This window comes from Streptomyces sp. NPDC016562 (genome assembly GCF_043076955.1).
In the GTDB taxonomy this organism is placed as follows: Bacteria; Actinomycetota; Actinomycetes; order Streptomycetales; family Streptomycetaceae; genus Streptomyces.
On sequence record NZ_JBIBRZ010000006.1, the window covers coordinates 332,021 to 352,551 of the forward strand.

The following is a 20,531-nucleotide window of genomic DNA, read 5'->3' on the forward strand; positions in this document are numbered from 1 at the left end:
CGGAAACTCATGACATAAGTAATGCTCGGGCCTCTTCCCCGCCTCCTATCGTGAGGAAAGAACGACCAACGGGGATGTCACGAGAGGCAGGCGCATGCCGGACCAGGGCGATGCGACGGGTGGAACGTACGGGACGGGTGGCGCGCGAACCGCGCCGTCCGCGGTGCGGGTGGAAGGTCTGTGGAAGCGCTTCGGCGAGCAGGTGGCCGTCGCCGGGATCGACGTGGAGCTGCCCGCGGGCCAGTTCATCGGTCTGGTGGGCCCGAACGGGGCGGGCAAGACGACGACGCTGTCGATGGTGACCGGGCTGCTGCGCCCGGACATGGGGCGGGTGTTCGTCGCCGGGCACGACGTGTGGGCGGACCCGACGGTGGTGAAGGCGCGGATCGGCGTGCTGCCGGAGGGGCTGCGGCTCTTCGAGCGGCTGTCGGGGCGCGAACTGCTCGGCTACATGGGCCGCTTGCGCGGGCTGCCGGGCGAGGAGACCGACAAGCGGGCGACGCAGCTGCTGGAGGTCCTGGACCTCGCGGGCTCGCAGCACAAGCTGGTGGTGGACTACTCGACGGGCATGCGGAAGAAGATCGGCCTGGCGGCCGCTCTGCTGCACAATCCCGAAGTGCTGTTCCTGGACGAGCCGTTCGAGGGCGTCGACCCGGTGTCGGCGCAGACCATCCGCGGGGTGCTGGAACGTTACACCGCGTCCGGTGCCACGGTCGTCTTCTCCTCCCACGTGATGGAGCTCGTCGAGTCGCTCTGTGACTGGGTGGCCGTGATGGCCGCCGGCCGGATCCGCGCCGCGGGCCCGCTGGCCGACGTACGGGGCTCCGCGCCCTCCCTCCAGGCCGCCTTCCTCGAACTGGTCGGCGCGCACGGGCGCGATGCGGCCGGCGACTCGCTGGAGTGGCTCGGAGGGGGCTCGTTCGGCGGAGGCTCCGGGGCGGTCCCGCGATGACCACGCCCGCCGCCACGCCCGCGGCACCGTCCGCCCCGGTCCCGCTCACCCGGATCTTCGTCGGCCTCAAGCTGTCGCTGCTGCGCAACGGCCTGAAGGGCTCCTCCAAGCGCAAGGCCGTCTACTTCAGCACGCTGGCCTTCGCCTTGCTCGTCGGCTTCTTCGTCACGCTCGGTCTGGCCCTGCTGCACGGCAACGCCCACGCGGGAACCGTCGTCGTGCTGCTGGCCGCGATCCTGGCGCTCGGCTGGACCTTCATGCCGCTGTTCTTCCCCAGCGGCGACGAGACGCTCGACCCGAGCCGGCTGGTGATGCTGCCGCTGCGGCCGCGGCCGCTCGTACGGGCCCTGCTCGCCTCCTCGCTGGTCGGCATCGGGCCGCTCTTCACGCTGTGCCTGGCGGTCGGCTCGGTGGTGGCCGTCGCGCGCGGCGCGGCCGGCGCGGTGGCCGCGGTGGTGGCCGCGCCCCTGCTGGTGCTCGGCTGCGTGACCCTCGCGCGGGCGGTGGCCACGGCCAACGTACGGCTGCTGACCAGCCGCAAGGGGCGTGACCTCGCCCTGCTCAGCGGCCTGCTGATCGCGGTGGGCGCCCAGCTGGCCAACTTCGCCAGCCAGCGCCTGTTCGAGACCGGCGGCCTGAGCCGGCTGGAGCCCGCGGAGGCGGTGGTGCGGTGGCTGCCGCCGGCGACCGCCGTCGGCATGGTGGACTCGGCGAGCGAGGGCGCGTACGGCGTCGCGGCCGCCCAACTGGCCCTGACGCTCGCGGCCCTGGCCGGGCTCCTGTGGTTCTGGGAGCGCAGCCTGACCAAGCTGATGGTCACACCGGACGGTTCGACCATCGCGGCGGCCACACCGTCCAAGGACCGCGGCGCGAGCGGCGTCTGGTCGCTGCTGCCGGCCGGCCGGACGGGCGCGGTCATGCAGCGCACCCTGCGCTACGTCGTCCGCGACCCGAAGACGAAGGCCTCGTGGGTGACCGCGCTGGCGATCGGCCTGATCGTGCCGGTCTTCAACGCCCTCCAGGGCACGGGGTCGGTCTATCTCGCCTGTTTCGGCGCGGGCATGCTCGGCGTCCAGATGTACAACCAGTTCGGGCAGGACACCTCGGCGTTCTGGATGGTCGCGCAGACCATCTCGACGCGGCGGGACGCCTACGTGGAACTGCGCGGGCGGGCGGCCGCGCTGGCCCTGGTCACCGTCCCGTACACGGTCCTCGTCTCGGTGGTGACGGCCGCCGTGATCGGCGAGTGGCGCTCCTTCCCCGCGGCCCTGGGCCTGTCCCTGGCCCTGCTGGGGTCGATGCTCTGCACCGGGGCCGTGGCCTCGGCGCGCTTCCCGTACTCCATCCCGTCGGACGGCGCCTTCAAGAACGTGGCGCCGGGCCAGGCCGGGCTCGCGTGGGCCGGCATCTTCGCCGGGCTGTTCTCCTCGGCGCTGATCTGCGCTCCGGTGATCGTGCTGACGGTCTGGCTCCACACCGGCGAGCACCAGGACGTTTCCTGGATCCTGCTCCCGCTGGGCGTGGCCTGGGGCGCCCTGGCCACCTGGTCCGGCCTGCGCCTGGCCGCCCCGACGGTGGCGCGCAAGCTGCCGGAGATCCTGCTGGCCGTGAGCAAGGGCTGAGGCGCCGGCCCCCCAGCCGCCATGGCCCTCATCAGGGAGCTGCGGCGCCCGGCCCCGTCACGGGGCCGCGGCGCCCGGCCCCGTCACGGCGCTGCGGCTCGGACTCCTTCCAGGAAGGGCTCCAGGGCCGCGCGCCAGGCCGCCGGCTGGTCGTAGTGGAGGTAATGGCCGGCGTCGGGGATCTCCGCATACTGGCCGGCGGGGAGGACGCGGACCATCTCCTGGGCCTCGGCGCGCCCGAGGTCGCCGTCCAGGCCGCGGACGACCAGGGTCGGGCACCGGACCTGGGCCAGCTCCTCCCAGTGCGCGTCGTGGACCCAGGTCTCGCGGGCGGTCAGCATCTGGCGGCGGGAGAACACGGGGCGCCAGCCGTCCTCGGCCTCGTACATCACCTCGGCGAAGAAGGCGCCCCGGCCGGGGTCGGGGCGCTCCACCCGGGGGTCCTCCTCGCCGAACCAGCGGCGGGCCGCGTCCTGGCTGGGGAAGGGCAGCGGCCAGCGGTGGAACCAGTCCGCCCACTCCTGCTGCGAGGCCTCCCCGAGGGCCGAGGCGCGCATGTCGCAGATGACCAGGGCTTCGACCAGGTCGGGGCGGCGGGCGGCGAGCTGCCAGGCGGTGAGGGCGCCCATGGAGTGGCCGATGAGGGTGACGGGGGCGAGGCCGAGCTGCTCGACGGTGGCCTCGGCGTCGGCGACGAACGCCTCGCGGCTCAGGGCGGTGTGCAGGGCGGGACCGGCGGGCGGGCGGGCGCTCTGGCCGTGTCCGCGCTGGTCCAGGGCCACGACGCGGCGGTGCTCGCGGAGCCAGCGGGCGGTGCCGCTCCAGTGGAGGGCGCGGCCCATCAGGCCGTGAAGTAACAGCACCGCGGGGCGGGCGTCGGGCTCGGCGCCGGGCTGGGCGGCCGGTTCGCGGAATTCCCAGGCGGCCAGGCGCACGCCTTCGGCCCCTGTCACATCGACGCGCTCTACCACCGCAGATGCACCCCCTTCGCTCCCCGCCAGACTATCGAACCCGCATTCGAAAACGGGGTTCTGGCCCACAACACCGCTCTTTCGAGTGACCTTCCTCAAGGATTGGCCGCCGCTGCCGATGGAGATCCTTTCAACAGGGAGGCGGGCCGCTCGGGGAAGACGGTCCGAAGGGGACGACCTTGAGAGCTCGGGGCTCCAGGTCACCAGGGGAGGACCGGTCCCGGCGCCGCGAGGCGCCGGGACCGCCCCACCACAGTCCCCTTACAGGCGGGCCGACGCAGGCGTCAGCGCTTCGCCACGAACACGTGCGAGGCGACCTCCGCGTCGAGCTCGGCGGCCTCGCCACCACTGCCCACCAGCACACCCCCGGGAGACTCGGTCACGCTCACCACCGCACCCGGCTGCACACCCGCACGCCGCAGCGTGTACATCAGCTGGGCATCCGTCTGGATCGGCTCCCCGATCCGGCGCACGACCACCGTCTTGCCCTCGGTGCCCGGGTCGAGCTCCGACAGGCTGACCATCCCGTCCTCCAGGAACGGATCGGCCTCGGCCTTCTCGCCCAGCTCCTCCAGCCCGGGGATCGGATTCCCGTACGGCGACTCCGTCGGGTGGCGCAGCAGCTCCAGCACCCGCCGCTCCACCGCCTCGCTCATCACGTGCTCCCAGCGGCAGGCCTCGGCGTGCACGTGCTCCCACTCCAGGCCGATGACGTCGACGAGCAGACACTCCGCGAGCCGGTGCTTGCGCATCACGCGCGTCGCCAGCCGCCGCCCCTCCTCCGTCAGCTCCAGGTGCCGGTCGCTGGCGACGCCCACCAGGCCGTCGCGCTCCATGCGTGCCACCGTCTGGCTCACCGTCGGTCCGCTCTGGTCGAGCCGTTCGGCGATGCGGGCGCGCATCGGGACCACACCTTCCTCTTCCAGCTCGAGGATGGTGCGGAGATACATCTCCGTGGTATCGATCAGTCCGGACATTCATGCCCCTCGGATAGCGTGCGCTGGCCCTGCCCCCAATTCTGACGCATCGAGCGGACAACCGTCCCGCGCCTGGGGTCAAGACCAGTCACGGACCTCCCGGGACATCCCTCCGGATATGCCCCGGACATCCCCCGCGCCTCCCCGGGGCATCTGCGTGCGCATCAACCCCGTGCGTACCGGGCCCGGATCGGCGTGCGTATTGACACGCCCTTGGTCCAGACCGCACGGTGAGCGGCGGACACGGACGCACCCCACCCCGCACCCCCACCCCGGAAGGGCCATCGGCGTATGAGCGAGAGCAAGCTGGCCGGTCAGTTCTTCGACGCGGCCATCGGCCTGCTGGAGAAGGTGCGCGACGAGGAGTCCGCACGGATCACCGAGGCCGGAGCCGTCATCGCCGACGCCGTCGCCGCCGGCAAGCGCCTCTTCGCCTTCGGCGCCGGCCACTCCTCGCTGCCCGCGATGGACGTCGTCTACCGGGCCGGCGGACTCGCCCTGATGAACCTCCTCGCCGTCCCCGGCACCGTCGGCGTCGACGTCATGCCCGCCACCCTCGGCAGCGCCCTCGAACGGGTCGACGGGCTCGCGGGCGCGGTCCTGGACAGCAGCCCGGCCTCCGACGGCGACGTCCTCGTGATCATCTCGCTCTCCGGGCGCAACGCGCTGCCCGTGGAGATGGCCATGAACGCGCGCGCCATCGGCCTGAAGGTCATCGGCGTCACCTCGGTGGCGTACGCGACGGAGACCAAGTCGCGGCACGTCTCCGGCACCTTCCTCAAGGACCACTGCGACGTCGTCCTGGACAGCAAGATCGCGGTCGGCGACGCGGAGCTGAGCGCCGAGGGCATCGACGCCCCCTTCGCCCCCGCCTCCACCGTCGTCACCAGCGCCATCATGCAGGCCGTGATGGCGGCGGCCGCCGGCGAGCTCGCCGCCCGCGGGCTGGAGCCCCCGATGCTGCGCTCGGGCAACGTCGACGGCGGCCACGAGTGGAACGGCCGCGTGATGCAGCAGTACGGCGACCGGATCTTCTTCCGCCACTGAGCCGGGGCCCGCCGCTGAGCCGGGCCTGCCGCTGAGCCGGCCCGGCCTAAGCTCGCGCCGCCAGGTCCAGGTCCGCCGCGATCCGGGCCGCGACCTCCTCCGCGTACGCCGCGTCCGCGCTCTCGAAGGCGGCCCGCGACGGCCCGCGCAGGAACGTCAGCGCCCCCAGGGTCCGGCCCCGGCTCCGCAGCACCGTGCACAGCGCGTGCGCCGCGCCCTCGGGCCACTGCCGCGCCCCCGCCCACTCCGCGTCGGCCTCCCCGCCCGGGGCGCTGGCGCGCACCGAGCCGATCCGGTCCAGCGCCTGCAACGCCGGATGCCCGGCCGGATACCGCACGGGGATCGATCCGGGCCCCCGCAGCGCCGGGGGTGACGCGGCCGACCGTACGAGCCTGCGCCGCTCGGGGTCGGCCGCCGGATCCAGTACGTCGAGCAGCACGTGCTCGGCGAAGCCGGCCAGGGCGTAGTCCAGCCGTACGGCGGCCGCCTCGGCCGGGTCCTCGCACTCCGCGGCGGCCCGCCCCGCACGGTGCAGCTGGTGGGACCGAAACCGCAGCCGGGCGGTGTCCAACTGGGCCTGCCGGGCCTCGGTGACGTCCTGGAACAGCCACCCGACCCCCAGCGGAACCGGCTCCTCCGCCAGCGGCGAGGCCAGCCGCAGGAACCCGCACCGCCAGCACCTGCGCCGCACCCCCTCCGCCGTGCGCACCGACACCCACACCTCCACCGGCCCGGGCGGCGCCCCCTCGGCGAGCACGTGCTGGAGGGCGCCCTCCAGCTCCTCCACGCCCTGGGCCAGCAGCTCCCCGAGCGGCCGCCCGAGCAGCGCGGTACGACCCGTCCCGAAGGCGTGCGCGGCGTGCGCGTTGACGACGGCGGGCCGCAGATCGACGTCGACGAGGACCACACCCCACGAGGCGTCCTCCATCAGCGCCTCGCTCAGCGCGATGGACCGCTCCAGGTCGATCTGCGCGTGCACCTCGCTGAAGGCGCAGTACACCCCGGCGGGTTTCCCGTCGGCGCCCGGCACACCGGCGGACTGGGTCCGTACGAGGACCCGCCCGCCGTCCTTGGTCAGCAGCGCGAACTCGTGCACCTGCCGTCCGGGCACGTGCTGGGCCGCCATGAGCCGGTCCTGCACGTCCTGAGCGTCGGCGGCCCGCACCGCCCACCCCTCGAACCCCTTGCGCCCCACGGCCTCGGCGGCGGACCAGCCGAGGACCCGCTCGGCCTCACGGTTCCAGTGGGTGATCACCCCGTCGGAGTCGAACGCGCACAGGGCTGCGTCCATCCCGTCCAGCAGCGCTGCGAGCAGATCGTCGGCGATCTCGTGACGTCCGGAAGCACTCACCTGACACCCCCTGCAGGTGTTCGCGTGTGCGGCACGTCGGATCATTCAACTGGAACGTGACGCAGCCCACACCGCTTTCCCCGGATTGGGTACGAGAAATCCGGTCGCGTTTCTTTCACGAAGCCCCGCGCACCCCCGGCCGCCCCCCACCAGTACGACCACACGTTCGAGTGACCCCGCCCGGATCCGTCCGCCCGCGGCGATCCCCGTGCGTAGCGTCCGGAGAACCACGAGAAGGGAGGTCACTCGCTCCCTCACATGAGTGACCAGCCCCAGTCATCACGATCCCCGGATCAGTTGAGGTGCCTCGATGACTACGTTCCTTGCAGGTGAGCAGACCCACCAGGCTGTGCTTCCTCAGCAGCCTGCTCTGGAATCCGCGAGCGCAGACACCCCTGGGAGCAGGGACGAAACGGCTCACGGGCTCCCGGCCGCCGTACCGGGCACCGGTCTGGAACATGGGCGAGGGGAGACCGGCGGCGTCCGCACCGGGACGCGTCGGCGACACGCCGGATCCGCTGCTCCGTCAGCGGCGACGGCAGAGACCGGGAGCGGTGACGCTCCCCGCCCGGCGGCGGCCCGGGTGTTCGTACTCGCGAAAGGGGGCGAACCGCTCATGCCGTGCCATCCCGCCCGCGCTCGCGAGTTACTCGACAGGGGGCGCGCCGTCGTCGCGCGTCGGGCTCCCTTCACCATCCGGCTCACACACCGGACCCGCGCCGGTTCCACGGTCCAGGGCGTACAGCTCCGCCTCGATCCCGGCTCCAGAACGACGGGCATCGCCATCGTGGACGAACAAGAGCGAGTCGGCCCGCAGGGGCGGACCGCCGTCGCCCGCCGGGGGCTGATCACGATCGAGCTCCGGCACCGGGGGCGACAGATCCACGGCGCCATGGGGCGACGTGCCGGCTACCGCCGCCGAAGGCGCTCGGCGAACCTCCGTTACCGCGCACCTCGACGGGACAACCGGACCAGGCCGCCCGGCTGGCTTCCGCCGTCCTTGCGCCATCGCATCGACTCGACCCTGTCCCTCGTCACACGACTGAGCCGATACGCGCCGGTGACGGAGATCCACGTGGAACAGGCGGCGTTCGACACGACCGCGTTCGCGGAGGTCATGTCGGCCGACCGGCAGGAGCGCGAGGCGCCGACGCATGCAGGATCCGAGCTCAGGGAGTTTCTTCTGGCCAAATGGAAGAGATCTTGCGCTTATTGCGATGCCACGGGAGTGCCTCTCGACATCGAACACGTCCGCCCCCGGAGTCGTGGTGGATCCGACCGGGTGTCGAACCTCGTTCTCGCCTGCGTTCCCTGCAATCAGGCGAAGGGGGCGGCACGCGTCGAGGAATTCCTCTCCGACCGGCCCGCACGTCTGGAACGTGTGATCACTCAGCTGAGGAGACCACTGCACGACGTAGCCGCCATGAACGCGACCCGGCTCCAGCTCGTGGAGGCTCTCGTCACCCTGGGTGTGCCGGTGCATGCATGGTCGGGCGGTCGTACCGTCTGGAACCGGTCCGCCATGGGGTGGCCGAAGAGCCACACCCTTGACGCCCTGGCCACCGGGGTCGTCGACCACGAACGCGGGGACGCCGTCGTCCGCGTACCCGCCCGGATCCTCGTGGTGGCGTCGACGGGGCGCGGTTCGTACGCCCGGACGACCCCGGACCGCTTCGGGTTCCCCCGCTTGCAGCGGCCGCGCGGCAAGGTCCACCACGGATACGCGACCGGGGACCTGGTGGCGGCCGTCGTCCCGAGGGGGAAGTGGGTCGGCAACTGGGTGGGACGCGTCGCGGTCCGGGCCGGCGGCCAGCATCGCATCACGACGCTGACCTGCCGCTTTGATGTCTCCCACCGGAATCTGCGGCTACTCCAGAGAGCCGATGGATACACCTACGGATTCGCCGCCGAAATTCCATTGAGCGACCACCACGGACCTGCTTAGAGTGGTCCCACACTGAAAGGAGGTGATCCCGGAAATGTATGAACTCCGGACGCGTGAGGTGGCTGCGGGCTAAGCGCCCGTCGTCGCACGCACCCAGTGCGGTGCCCGGCGCAAGCGCCTGGCGCCAATCCACAGCAGTCACCCGACCCGCGGGCTCGCCGGTACGTCCGGCCGGCTTCTCCCACTGCAGGGGAGAAACCCGAGCCCGCGGGTCGTCTGCTGTTCCAGGACGACCCGTTCCTCAGGACGTCCGGCCCCGGGTCCTTACGGGCACAGGCGCTCGATGCGCCACTTGCCCGCGTCCAGGACGTAGTACAGCCGGTCGTGCAGGCGGTTCGCGTGGCCCTGCCAGAACTCCACCGCTTCCGGGACCACCCGCAGGCCGCCCCACTCCGGCGGCACCGGGACCTGCTCGCCCTCCGGGTAGCGGGCGGCGAGCTCCGCGTAACGGCGGTCCAGTTCCGCGCGGGAGGCGATCACGCTGGACTGCTCGCTCGCCCAGGCGCCCAGCTGGGAGCCGTGCGGGCGGGAGCGGAAGTAGGCCGCCGTCTCGTCGCGGCCGATACGGGTCGCCGTACCGGTGACGATCACCTGGCGGGCGATGGGGTGCCAGGGGAAGAGCAGCGCGACGTGCGGGTTCTCGGCGATTTCGCGGCCCTTGCGGGAGGCGTAGTTGGTGAAGAAGACGAAGCCCCGCTCGTCGAACTGCTTCAGCAGCACCGTGCGCGAGCTGGGCCGGCCGTCGGGGGTGGCCGTCGAGACGACCATGGCGTTGGGTTCGAAGAGGTGCGACTCCACGGCCTGCTGGAACCATCGGGCGAACTGCCGCATCGGGTCCTCGGCGAGGCTGTCCTCCTCGACGATCTCCGAGCGGTACTGCTTGCGCATCGTGGCGGGGTCAATGTCGTGGTCGGTCACGCGGGCCATCCTGCCGCAGCCGGGCCGAAGGCGGTGTGCCGTATGTCACGCTTCCGCAGTCCCGGCAGAAACGACAAAATCTTGGGGCCGGTCCGAAGGTTCCCGTACGGGTGACCTTCGGCCGTGCCGGGCATCAACGGGGATGACCGCGCCGGACCGCGAGTCACGCCGGGAGCCGCGCGTGTTCGCACTATCTGAGGAGCCGCCTGATGTCCGACTTCGTACCCGGGCTCGAAGGGGTCATCGCGTTCGAGACGGAGATCGCCGAACCGGACAAGGAAGGCGGTGCGCTCCGCTACCGCGGGGTCGACATCGAGGACCTCGTCGGTCACGTGTCCTTCGGCAACGTCTGGGGTCTGCTGGTCGACGGCGCGTTCAACCCCGGGCTGCCGGCCGCCGAGCCCTTCCCGATCCCGGTCCACTCCGGTGACATCCGCGTGGACGTGCAGTCCGCGCTCGCCATGCTCGCCCCCGTGTGGGGTCTGAAACCGCTGCTCGACATCGACGTGCAGACCGCCCGCGACGACCTCGCGCGCGCCGCCGTCATGGCGCTGTCGTACGTCGCCCAGTCCGCCCGCGGCCAGGGCCTGCCGATGGTGCCCCAGTCGGAGATCGACAAGGCGGAGTCCGTCGTCGAGCGGTTCATGATCCGCTGGCGGGGCGAGCCGGACCCGAAGCACGTCAAGGCCGTCGACGCGTACTGGACCTCGGCCGCCGAGCACGGCATGAACGCCTCCACCTTCACCGCGCGGGTGATCGCCTCGACCGGTGCGGACGTCGCGGCCGCGCTGTCCGGCGCCGTCGGCGCCATGTCGGGGCCGCTGCACGGCGGGGCGCCCTCGCGGGTGCTCGGCATGATCGAGGAGATCGAGCGCACCGGTGACGCCGTGGCGTACGTGAAGAAGGCCCTGGACAAGGGCGAGCGGCTGATGGGCTTCGGGCACCGCGTGTACCGCGCGGAGGACCCGCGCGCCCGTGTGCTGCGCCGCACGGCCAAGGAGCTGGACGCGCCGCGCTACGAGGTCGCCGCCGCGCTGGAGAAGGCCGCGCTGGAGGAGCTGCACGCGCGCCGCCCCGACCGGGTCCTGGCGACGAACGTGGAGTTCTGGGCCGCGATCATGCTGGACTTCGCCGAGGTCCCGGCGCACATGTTCACGTCGATGTTCAGCTGCGCCCGTACCGCGGGCTGGTCCGCGCACATCCTGGAGCAGAAGCGCACGGGCCGCCTGGTGCGGCCGTCGGCCCGCTACACGGGGCCGGGGCGGCGCAACCCGCAGGAGATCGAGGGGTACGCGGACATCGCCGAGACTGCGTGATCGTCCTACCGGCGACGCCTGGGCGCCGCATTCCGTACGGGGTGCGGCGCCCTTGTGTTGTCCGGCCGTCCTCAGCCGAGTGTCGCGTCCAGGATGCGGGACCACTGGGCGACGACGCGGGCCCGGCGGGCACGGTCGTCGGTGAGGACGTTGGCCAGGCCCAGGCCGCGGGCCATGTCGAGGAGGCCCTGGACGGTCTCCCGTACGCCCGGTACCGACTCGTCCGCGCCCAGCAGCTCGACGGCGATGCGGTGGGTCTCGCGGCCGACCCGGGCCTCCAGTTCGGTGACCCGGGGGCGTAGCTGCTCCTCGTTGGAGGCGGCGACCCAGAGTTGGAGTGCGGCCCGGAAGAGGGCGCCGGTGTAGAGGTCGACGAGCGCCTCGATCGCGGCGGGGCGGGCGGCCGGGCCGGAGTGGAAGAGGTCGCGCAGGGCCGTGGACCTCTGCTCCGCGACGTATTCGACGGCCGCGGTGAACAGGTCCTCGCGGGTCGGGAAGTGGTGCTGGGCGGCGCCGCGGGAGACGCCGGCCCGTTCGGCGACGACGGAGACGGTGGACCCGGCCCAGCCGTGCTCGGCCAGGCAGGACACGGCTGCCTCCAGGAGGTGGCGGCGGGTGACGCGGCTGCGGGCCTGTTTGGGGCCGGGGCCGGGTGTGGGGGCCTGGCCGGGTTTCGTTACAGCGCCCATGACGGTTCCCGGCGTTCGAAGCGGGCGGTGATGCCCTCGCGGGCCTCGGCGGAGGCGAAGAGCTTCGCGGAGAGCTCGGTCAGGCGCGCGCCGTCGCGGTCCAGGGCCTCGCGTACGGCGGCCGTGGTCAGCGCCTTGGCGGCCGCCAGGCCCTGCGGGGACGCCCGGCGCAGGCCGGCGAGTACGGGCGCCAGGGCCGCGTCCACGTCGTCGGCGTGCAGGGTGAGGAGGCCGATGCGGGCGGCTTCGGCGGCGTCGAAGGCCTCGGCGGTGAGGAAGTAGCGGGCGGCGGCGCGCGGGTCGAGGCGCGGCAGCAGCGGGAGGGAGATCACGGCGGGGGCGAGGCCGAGGTGGGTCTCGGTGAAGGCGTACGAGGACCGGGGCCCGGCGGCGGCGATGTCGCAGACGCCGAGCAGGCCGAGGCCGCCGGCGCGGACGTGGCCGGTGATGCGGGCGACGACGGGGCGGGGCAGTTCGGCGATCTCGCGGAGCAGGGCCAGGAAATCGCCCGGGTCGAAGGGGGAGGTGAGGTCGGCCCCGGCGCAGAAGGTGGTGCCGGTGTGGGTGAGGACGACGGCGCGGACGTCCGTGTCCGCGGCGGCGGTGGCGAGGGCGGAGCGGAGTTCGGCGACGAGGGTGGCGGAGAGGGCGTTGCGGTTGGCCGGGGAGTCCAGGGTGAGGGTGGCGATGCCGGTTGCCTGGGCGGCGTGCACGAGTGGGGCCATGTCTCCTCCGGAGTGGTTGGCGGTGGGGGTTTGTCCGGCGGGCCTGGGTGGGTCCCTCGGGGGAGGGTACGCGGTGCCCTGCGGGCGGCTTGGCGGTGTGCCCTGCGGGTGGCTGGGCGGTGCCGTGCGGGGTGCCCTGCGGGCGGCTTGGTGGTGTGCCGTGCGGGCGGCTTGGTGGTGCCCTGCGGGCGGTTTGGCGAGTGGCGGCCCTGGGGTGGGGGCTTGGTCCGGTGCGGGTCGGGTTGAGGGGTGGGGCGGGGCCCCGCACGAGGGTCTCCTCGGCTCGCGCCTGCGGGTGGGGTCGCGATGGGCGGCCTGGGTTGTGCGCTCGTCCTGCGGGGACCCTCCTGCGGGTCCCCGCCCCACGCCGTGCCGCAGGTGCGGGACCGCCCCGCGGCCGGGCGTTCCTCCGGGGGGTCAGTAGGACTTGGGGAGGCCCAGGGTTTGGTGGGAGATGAAGTTGAGGATCATCTCACGGCTGACCGGGGCGATGCGGGAGACGCGGGCTGCGGTGATCAGGGAGGCCAGGCCGTATTCGCGGGTGAGGCCGTTGCCGCCCAGGGTGTGGACGGACTGGTCCACCGCGCGCACGCAGGCCTCGCCCGCCGCGTACTTGGCCATGTTCGCGGCCTCCCCCGCGCCCATGTCGTCGCCCGCGTCGTACAGCGCGGCGGCCTTCTGCATCATCAGGCGGGCCAGTTCCAGCTCGATGTGGGCCTGGGCCAAGGGGTGGGCCACGGCCTGGTGCGCGCCGATGGGCTCCTTCCACACCTGGCGGGTCTTGGCGTAGTCGACGGCCTTGGTGAGGGCGTAGCGGCCCATTCCGATGGCGAAGGCGGCCGTCATGATCCGCTCGGGGTTGAGGCCGGCGAAGAGCTGGAGGAGGCCCGCGTCCTCGTCGCCGATCAGGGCGGAGGACGGGAGGCGGACGTCGTCCAGGGTCAGTTCGAACTGCTTTTCCGCCGCCTGGAGTTCCATGTCGATGACGGAGCGGCCGAAGCCCGGGGTGTCGCGCGGAACGATGAACAGGCAGGGCTTGAGGCGGCCGGTCTTCGCGTCTTCCGTGCGGCCGACGATGAGCGTGGCGTCGGCGATGTCGACGCCGGAGATGAAGACCTTGCGGCCGCGCAGGATCCACTCGTCGCCTTCGCGGCGGGCCGTCGTGGTGATCCGGTGGGAGTTGGATCCGGCGTCGGGTTCGGTGATGCCGAAGGCCATGGTGCGGGTGCCGTCGGCGAGGCCGGGGAGCCAGGTCTGCTTCTGGGCTTCGGTGCCGAAGCGGGCGATGACCGTGCCGCAGATGGCGGGCGAGACGACCATCATCAGGAGGGGACAGCCCGCGGCGCCGAGTTCCTCCAGGACGATGGACAGTTCGGCGATGCCACCGCCTCCGCCTCCGTACTCCTCCGGGAGGTTGACGCCGAGGTACCCGAGCTTGGCGGCGTCGGCCCACAGTTCGTCGGGGTGGCCGCCTTCGCGGGCCGTGCGGGCGAGGTAGGCGCGGCCGTAGCGCTGGCCGAGGGCGGCGACCGCGGTGCGCAGTGCCTGGTGTTCCTGGGATTCGATGACGGGGCTCATGCTGGCGTTTCCTCCTGGACTACGGCGAGCAGGGCGCCGAAATCGACCTGTTGGCCGGTGACGGCGTGGAGCGCGGTGAGCGTGCCGGAGGCGGGGGCGAGGATGCGGTGCTCCATCTTCATGGCCTCCAGCCAGAGCAGGGGCTGCCCGGCGGCGACGGGGCTGCCGGGGGCGAGGCCCTCGGCGACGCGGACGACGGTGCCGGGCATGGGGGCGAGCAGGGAGCCCGGTTCGGTGCGGTCCTGGGGGTCCGGGAAGCGGGGGACGGGGGTGAAGGTGTGGGCGCCGAGCGTGGGGGTCCCCCCGCCGAAGGCAGGGGGAGAGTCCACGTAGACCTCGGTCTTGTTCGAATTATGTTTCACGTGGAACAGGCGCCGGATCCCGTGGACTTCGAGCGTGACGAGGGTGGGGGTGGCGGCCAGGACGCGGATGCCGGGATGGTCCACGGGCTGGTACTGGACCTCGTACGCGGTCCCGGTGGCGGCATCCGTGTAGCGGCGGGTGTGCGGTTGGGAGCGGACGTTGCGCCAGCCGCCGAGGCGGGCGGCGAGGGAGGCGCCGGGGGCGGGGGCCGCCTCGGCGAGGGCGGCGGCGAGGGCGGCCGGGGTGGGGTCCGGGGCGCCTGTGGTGAGGGTGGCGAGGTGGCGGTCGTAGAAGCCGGTGTCGAGCCGTCCGGCGGCGAACTCCGGGTGGCGCAGGGAGCGTACGAGGAGCTCGCGGTTGGTGGTGAGCCCGTGGATGCGTGCCGTGGCGAGGGCGCGGGCGAGGACGCGTACGGCCTCGGTGCGGGTGGGGGCGTGGGCGATGACCTTCGCGAGCAGGGGGTCGTAGTGGACGCCGACGGTGTCCCCGTCGGTGAATCCGGTGTCCACGCGGACCTCGCCGGGGACGGCGAGCGTGTGCAGGACGCCGGTCTGGGGGCGCCAGTCCTGGGCGGGGTCCTCGGCGTAGAGGCGGGCCTCCACGGCGTGGCCGATGGGCTGCGGGGGTGACGGGGGCAGGGCGGCGCCCTCGGCGACGCGCAGCTGGAGGGCGACGAGGTCGAGGCCGAACACCGCTTCGGTGACGGGGTGTTCCACTTGGAGGCGGGTGTTCATCTCCAGGAAGTACGGGCGTCCGTCGGCGGTGACGAGGAACTCGACGGTGCCCGCCCCGCGGTAGGACACGGCGCGGGCGGCGGCGACGGCGGCCGTGTGCAGGCTCTCGCGCAGGGCGTCGGGCAGGCCGGGCGCGGGGGCCTCCTCGATGACCTTCTGGTGGCGCCGTTGCAGGGAGCAGTCGCGCGTGCCCAGCGCCCAGACGGTGCCGTGCGCGTCGGCGAGGACTTGCACCTCGATGTGGCGGCCGCCTTCGACGTAGGGCTCGGCGAAGACCTCGCCGTCGCCGAAGGCCGAGCGGGCCTCGGCGCCGGCCGCGTCGAGGGCTTCCTTGAGGCCGTCGAGGTCGCGGACCACGCGCATGCCGCGTCCGCCGCCGCCCGCGGCGGCCTTCAGCAGCAGGGGCAGCTCGGCGGCGGTGGCGGTGGCCGGGTCGACGGGTTCGAGGAGCGGGACCCCGGCGGCGCGCATCAGTTCCTTGGCGCGGGTCTTGGAGGCCATGGCCTCGATGGCCTCGGGGGGCGGGCCGATCCAGGTCAGGCCGGCGGCCTGGACCTGGCGGGCGAAGTCCGCGTTCTCGGAGAGGAAGCCGTAGCCGGGGTGGACGGCGTCGGCGCCCGCGGTCAGCGCGGCCCGGATGATCAGGTCGCCGCGCAGGTAGGTGTCGGCGGCGGCCGCGCCCGGCAGGCGTACGGCCGCGTCGGCCTGGCGGACGTGCAGGGCGTCGGCGTCGGGGTCGGAGTGGACGGCGACGGTGGTCAGGCCCAGGGCGTGGGCGGTGCGGAGGACGCGTACGGCGATCTCACCGCGGTTGGCGACGAGGAGGGAGTGAAGGGTCATGTGCGGGCTCACATCCGGAAGACGCCGAAGCCGCCACGGGCGCCCTCGACGGGGGCGTTGTGGACGGCCGACAGGCACAGGCCGAGGACGGTGCGGGTGTCGCGCGGGTCGATGACGCCGTCGTCGTACAGCCGCCCGGACAGGAACATCGGCAGGGACTCGGCCTCGATCTGCGCCTCGACGAAGGCGCGCATCCCGGCGTCGGCCTCCTCGTCGTAGGGCCGGCCCTTCGCGGCGGCGGACTGCCGGGACACGATGGAGAGCACCCCGGCGAGCTGCTGGGGGCCCATGACGGCGGATTTGGCGCTGGGCCAGGCGAAGAGGAAGCGGGGCTCGTAGGCGCGGCCGCACATGCCGTAGTGACCGGCTCCGTAGCTCGCGCCGATGAGGACGGACAGGTGCGGGACGCGGGAGTTGGAGACCGCGTTGATCATCATCGAGCCGTGTTTGATGATGCCGCCCTGCTCGTACTCCTTGCCGACCATGTAGCCGGTGGTGTTGTGGAGGAAGAGCAGCGGGGTGTCGCGCTGGTTGGCGAGCTGGATGAACTGCGCGGCCTTCTGGGCCTCGGCGCTGAACAGCACGCCCTGGGCGTTGGCGAGGATGCCGACGGGGTAGCCGTGGAGGGTGGCCCAGCCGGTGACGAGGCTGGGGCCGTAGAACGGCTTGAATTCGTCGAAGTCCGAGGCGTCGACGAGGCGGGCGATGACCTCGCGGGGGTCGAAGGGGGTCTTGAGGTCGGCCGGGACGATGCCGAGGAGGTCCTCGGGGTCGTACAGGGGCTCCTCGGCCGGGGGCGGGTCGGCGTGCGGCTTGCGGTGGTTCAGGCGGGCGACGATGCGGCGGGCCCGGCGGATCGCGTCGTACTCGTCGAGGGCGTAGTGGTCGGCGAGGCCGGAGGTGCGGGCGTGCATGTCGGCTCCGCCGAGGGACTCGTCGTCGCTCTCCTCGCCGGTGGCCATCTTCACGAGGGGCGGACCGCCGAGGAACACCTTGGAACGGTCCTTGATCATGACGGTGTGGTCGGACATGCCGGGGACGTACGCGCCTCCGGCGGTCGAGTTGCCGAAGACGACGGCGATGGTCGGGATCCCGTCGGCCGAGAGCCGGGTGATGTCGCGGAAGATCGCGCCGCCCGGGATGAAGATCTCCTTCTGGGAGGGCAGGTCGGCGCCGCCGGACTCGACGAGGCTGATGCAGGGCAGCCGGTTCTGCCGGGCGATCTCGTGGGCCCGCAGCGCCTTCTTCAGGGTCCAGGGGTTGCTGGCGCCGCCTCGGACGGTGGGGTCGTTGGCGGTGATCAGGCACTCGACGCCCTCGACGGTGCCGATGCCGGTGACCATGGAGGCACCGACGGGGTAGTCGCTGCCCCAGGCGGCGAGCGGGGACAGCTCCAGGAACGGGGTGTCCGGGTCGAGGAGCAGCTCGATGCGCTCGCGGGCGAGGAGCTTGCCGCGCTGCCGGTGGCGGGCGGTGTACTTCTCGCCGCCGCCCCCGAGCGCCTTGGCGTGCTCGGCGTCGAGGGCGGCGAGGCGTTCCAGCGCGGCGCGGCGGGCCTGCGCGTACTCGGGGGCGTTTGGGTCGACAGTGGTGCCGAGGCGGGTCATGGGCGGGTCCCCTCCGGGGCGGACGGCAGCAGGTGCGTCGGGATGTCGAGGTGGCGGGCGCGGAGCCATTCGCCGAGGGCCTTGGCCTGCGGGTCGAAGCGGTGACCGGAGGCGACGCCGTCGCCGAGGAGGCCGCGGATCTCGAAGTTCAGTGCGCGGAGGTTCGGCAACTCGTGACGGACCACCGCGAGCCCCCGGGTCTCGGGCAGCAGGTCCTGCAGCACCTCCACCGTGAGAGCGGCGCGCAGCCACTCCCACGCGCCGGGCGTCCCCACCCACACGCCGACGTTGGCATCACCCCCCTTGTCACCACTACGAGCCCCCGCGACCGCCCCGAGCGGGGCGCGGGTGGTCGGCCCGGCGGGGCCCATCGCCCCGAGCGGCGCGCGGGTGGTCGGTCCGGCGGGGCTGCGCCCCGGGGCCGATGCCTCCGCCTCCGGCGAGGCGGGGGAACCGGGGCTCCGCCCCGAACCCCGCTCCACGGGCGCGGGCGGGGGCGGGGCCGACAATCCAGCCTCGCCGGCGTTTGAGGCGCGGGGGTCCGGGGGCAGCGCCCCCGGCGGGTGCGGGGCGGAGGCCCGGGGGCCGGGGGCGGGGGCGGGCGGCCCGGGCTCGGGGAGGGGCAGGCTTCGCGCGGCCGCCGGGACCGGTACGCGGGTGCCGTTCGGGAGGACCGCCGTGTGGGGGACGGCGTCGGCCGGGGCCAGGGCCGAGGTGAAGACCCCGTACGGCTGGGCCGGGCCCGGCGGGGACGTCACGTGGAAGCCCGGGTAGCTGCCCAGGGCGAGCTCGATCGCGGCCGAGGTCAGCGCGCGGCCCACCCGGTCCGGCGAGGGATCGCGCACCACCAGCCGCAGCAGCGCGCTGGCCGTCTCCTCCGTCGGGGCGTCCTCGTGGTCCGTACGGGACAGCGTCCAGTCGGCACTGGCCACGCCCTCCAGCGCGTCGGACAGCTGGGCGCGGACCAGGGCCGCCTTCGCCTCGATGTCCAGGCCGGTCAGGACGAAGACGACCTCGTTGCGCCAGCCCCCGATGCGGGTGACGCCCACCTTGAGGGTGTCGGGCGGAGGTTCGCCCAGGACCCCGCTGATGCGGACGCGGTCGGGTCCGTCGCCGGTCAGGCGGACGGTGTCCAGGCGGGCGGTGACGTCCGGGCCGAGGTAGCGCACGCCCTGGGTCTCGTAGAGGAGCTGTGCGGTGACGGTGCCGGCCGAGACCGTACCGCCCGTGCCCGGGTGTTTGGTGATCACCGCGGTGCCGTCCTCGGCGATCTCCGCGAGCGGGAACCCCGGACGGCGGACGTCGTGCGCGGTGAAGAAGGCGTAGTTCCCGCCGGTGGCCTGGGTTCCGCACTCCAGGACGTGGCCCGCCACCACCGCCCCCGCCAGCCGGTCGTAGTCGTCCGGGGCCCAGTCGAACCACCAGGCGGCCGGGCCGCTGACCAGCGCGGCGTCCGTGACGCGGCCGGTCACGACCACGTCCGCGCCGGCCCGCAGGCAGGCGGTGATCCCGCCGCCGCCGAGGTAGGCGTTGGCCGTCAGCGCGCCCTCGTACGGCGTCAGGTCGTCCCCCTCGACGTGGGCCACGCGGACGGGAACGCCCACCCGGCCCGCCAAGTCCCGTACCGCGTCGGCGAGTCCGGCCGGGTTGAGACCGCCGGCGTTCGCGACGATCCGTACGCCCCGTTCGCGGGCGAGCCCGAGGCCTTCCTCCAGCTGGCGCAGGAAGGTTTTGGCGTAGCCGAGGCTCTGGTCCTTCAGCCGGTCGCGGCCCAGGATCAGCATGGTCAGCTCGGCCAGGTAGTCCCCGGTCAGCACGTCCAGCGGGCCGCCGGTCAGCATCTCGCGCAGGGCGCCGAAGCGGTCCCCGTAGAAGCCGGAGGCGTTGGCGATCCGCAGCGGCCGCCGGGTCATCGGGGGCCCTGCGCCGACGGTGCTCGTCCGGCCCCCGCCGGGCCCGCGAAGGCCTGCGCGATGTCCAGCCAGCGGTCCGCGTCGCGGCCGGTGGCGACCAGGGCCAGGTCGGCGCGGTGGGCCCGCCGGGTCGCCAGGAGGCAGAAGTCGAGCGCCGGGCCGGTGACCCGCTGCGCGGCGCCGGGCGGGCCGTACGTCCACAGCTGCGAGCCGTCGGGTGAGGTCAGTTCCACCCGGAACTCCTCGGCGGGCGCGGGCAGTCCGTGAACGGCGTGGGCGTAGTCGCGGGCCCGTACGCCGATGCGCGCCACGTGCCGCAGCCGCGCGGTCGGGGTGCGGCGCACGCCGAGCGCGTCGGCCACGTCCTGGCCGTGCGCCCAGGTCTCCATCAGCCGGGCGCCGGCCATCGAGGCGGCCTTCATGGGCGGCCCGTACCAGGGGAAGCGGGCGCCGGGCGAGGCCGCGGCGAGCGCCTCCCCGAGTGCGGCGCGGCCGGTGCGCCAGCGGGCGAGGAGGTCGGCGGGCGCCAGCGCCGCGCCCTCCCGCGCGCCCTCGTCGACGAAGGAGTCGGGGGCCTTCACGGCCTCCTCGACCAGGACTCCGAAGGCGGTGGCGTCGGTGAGGGCGAGCAGCGAGGCCCGGTCGGTCCAGTGCAGGTGGGCGATCTGGTGGGCGACGGTCCAGCCGGGCGAGGGGGTGGGCCGGGCCCAGTCAGCTGTCCCCAACTCGGCCACCAGGGCGTCGAGTTCCTCGCCCTCCTGGCGCAGATCTTCGAAGACGGCGGCGGTTGCGTCGGGTGCTGCGTCGGCGGCGGACGGATCAGGCACGGTGCGCTCCCCTCTCGGCGTGAGGGGAAGACTGGCAGCACCCGGAAAAACAATCAAGCACGCTTGCATGATTTTCTCAGCGCCGGCCCCATCGGGCGACGCCTTCCCGCCACACTCCGCAAAGCCCGGCATCCGAACGGGAGTTGGACCGCACCG

Annotated in this window: 16 protein-coding genes; 5 read left to right on the forward strand and 11 right to left on the reverse strand. The window is 73.3% G+C overall.

What is annotated here, in order from left to right; genetic code table 11:
* Window positions 1-94: 94 nt before the first annotated feature.
* Both ACF059_RS25105 and ACF059_RS25110 read left to right on the forward strand, forming a co-directional pair.
* Window positions 95-952, forward strand: coding sequence for an ABC transporter ATP-binding protein (locus tag ACF059_RS25105; protein ID WP_392061014.1), 858 nt, complete (start codon window positions 95-97; stop codon window positions 950-952).
* Window positions 949-2,574, forward strand: coding sequence for a transporter (locus tag ACF059_RS25110; protein WP_392061017.1), 1,626 nt, complete (start codon window positions 949-951; stop codon window positions 2,572-2,574). The genes ACF059_RS25105 and ACF059_RS25110 overlap by 4 nt, the downstream gene beginning before the upstream one ends.
* An 83-nt stretch (window positions 2,575-2,657) precedes the next feature.
* Here ACF059_RS25110 and ACF059_RS25115 read toward each other — a convergent pair whose 3' ends face one another.
* Both ACF059_RS25115 and ACF059_RS25120 read right to left on the reverse strand, forming a co-directional pair.
* Window positions 2,658-3,545, reverse strand: coding sequence for an alpha/beta fold hydrolase (locus ACF059_RS25115; protein ID WP_392061020.1), 888 nt, complete (start codon window positions 3,543-3,545; stop codon window positions 2,658-2,660).
* A gap of 284 nt (window positions 3,546-3,829) precedes the next feature.
* Window positions 3,830-4,522: a metal-dependent transcriptional regulator gene (locus tag ACF059_RS25120; protein WP_360898551.1), complete on the reverse strand. Its 693-nt coding sequence runs from the start codon at window positions 4,520-4,522 to the stop codon at window positions 3,830-3,832.
* A 291-nt stretch (window positions 4,523-4,813) separates the two neighbouring features.
* On the opposite strand from ACF059_RS25120, the gene ACF059_RS25125 reads away from it, so the two are divergent.
* On the forward strand, window positions 4,814-5,569 hold the full coding sequence (locus tag ACF059_RS25125) for an SIS domain-containing protein (protein ID WP_366865743.1): 756 nt from the start codon (window positions 4,814-4,816) through the stop codon (window positions 5,567-5,569).
* 46 nt (window positions 5,570-5,615) lie between these two features.
* Here the strand turns inward: ACF059_RS25125 and ACF059_RS25130 are convergent, their stop codons facing one another.
* The gene (locus ACF059_RS25130) at window positions 5,616-6,920 is read right to left on the reverse strand and encodes a PAS domain-containing protein (RefSeq protein ID WP_392061023.1); all 1,305 of its coding nucleotides are present in this window, start codon (window positions 6,918-6,920) and stop codon (window positions 5,616-5,618) included.
* Window positions 6,921-7,230: 310 nt separating this feature from the next.
* Here ACF059_RS25130 and iscB point away from each other — a divergent pair, with 310 nt between their 5' ends.
* Complete coding sequence (gene iscB, locus ACF059_RS25135) at window positions 7,231-8,865, forward strand: RNA-guided endonuclease IscB (protein WP_392061026.1); 1,635 nt, start codon at window positions 7,231-7,233, stop codon at window positions 8,863-8,865.
* 264 nt (window positions 8,866-9,129) lie between these two features.
* Here iscB and pdxH read toward each other — a convergent pair whose 3' ends face one another.
* The gene (gene pdxH, locus ACF059_RS25140; protein ID WP_392061029.1) at window positions 9,130-9,792 is read right to left on the reverse strand and encodes a pyridoxamine 5'-phosphate oxidase; all 663 of its coding nucleotides are present in this window, start codon (window positions 9,790-9,792) and stop codon (window positions 9,130-9,132) included.
* 200 nt (window positions 9,793-9,992) lie between these two features.
* On the opposite strand from pdxH, the gene ACF059_RS25145 reads away from it, so the two are divergent.
* Window positions 9,993-11,099 (forward strand): citrate synthase 2, encoded by a 1,107-nt coding sequence (locus tag ACF059_RS25145; protein ID WP_360898557.1) that lies wholly within the window; start codon window positions 9,993-9,995, stop codon window positions 11,097-11,099.
* Between the two features lie 71 nt (window positions 11,100-11,170).
* On the opposite strand, the gene ACF059_RS25150 is transcribed toward ACF059_RS25145, so the two are convergent.
* The 7 genes from ACF059_RS25150 to ACF059_RS25180 all read right to left on the reverse strand — a co-directional run bounded on the left by ACF059_RS25150 (window position 11,171) and on the right by ACF059_RS25180 (window position 20,375).
* On the reverse strand, window positions 11,171-11,788 hold the full coding sequence (locus ACF059_RS25150) for a TetR/AcrR family transcriptional regulator (RefSeq protein ID WP_366865747.1): 618 nt from the start codon (window positions 11,786-11,788) through the stop codon (window positions 11,171-11,173).
* On the reverse strand, window positions 11,776-12,513 hold the full coding sequence (locus tag ACF059_RS25155) for an enoyl-CoA hydratase family protein (protein ID WP_392061032.1): 738 nt from the start codon (window positions 12,511-12,513) through the stop codon (window positions 11,776-11,778). The genes ACF059_RS25150 and ACF059_RS25155 overlap by 13 nt, the downstream gene beginning before the upstream one ends.
* Before the next feature lie 417 nt (window positions 12,514-12,930).
* Window positions 12,931-14,091 (reverse strand): acyl-CoA dehydrogenase family protein, encoded by a 1,161-nt coding sequence (locus ACF059_RS25160; protein WP_392061034.1) that lies wholly within the window; start codon window positions 14,089-14,091, stop codon window positions 12,931-12,933.
* Complete coding sequence (locus tag ACF059_RS25165; RefSeq protein WP_392061037.1) at window positions 14,088-16,028, reverse strand: acetyl/propionyl/methylcrotonyl-CoA carboxylase subunit alpha; 1,941 nt, start codon at window positions 16,026-16,028, stop codon at window positions 14,088-14,090. The genes ACF059_RS25160 and ACF059_RS25165 overlap by 4 nt, the downstream gene beginning before the upstream one ends.
* Before the next feature lie 8 nt (window positions 16,029-16,036).
* Window positions 16,037-17,635 carry an acyl-CoA carboxylase subunit beta gene (locus ACF059_RS25170; RefSeq protein ID WP_392061040.1) on the reverse strand — a complete coding sequence of 533 codons (1,599 nt, stop codon included), beginning with the start codon at window positions 17,633-17,635 and terminating at the stop codon, window positions 16,037-16,039.
* Window positions 17,632-19,548, reverse strand: coding sequence for an acyclic terpene utilization AtuA family protein (locus ACF059_RS25175; RefSeq protein WP_392061043.1), 1,917 nt, complete (start codon window positions 19,546-19,548; stop codon window positions 17,632-17,634). The genes ACF059_RS25170 and ACF059_RS25175 overlap by 4 nt, the downstream gene beginning before the upstream one ends.
* Complete coding sequence (locus tag ACF059_RS25180; RefSeq protein ID WP_392061046.1) at window positions 19,545-20,375, reverse strand: TIGR03084 family metal-binding protein; 831 nt, start codon at window positions 20,373-20,375, stop codon at window positions 19,545-19,547. Before ACF059_RS25180 ends, ACF059_RS25175 begins: the two co-directional genes overlap by 4 nt.
* Between the last annotated feature and the right edge of the window lie 156 nt (window positions 20,376-20,531).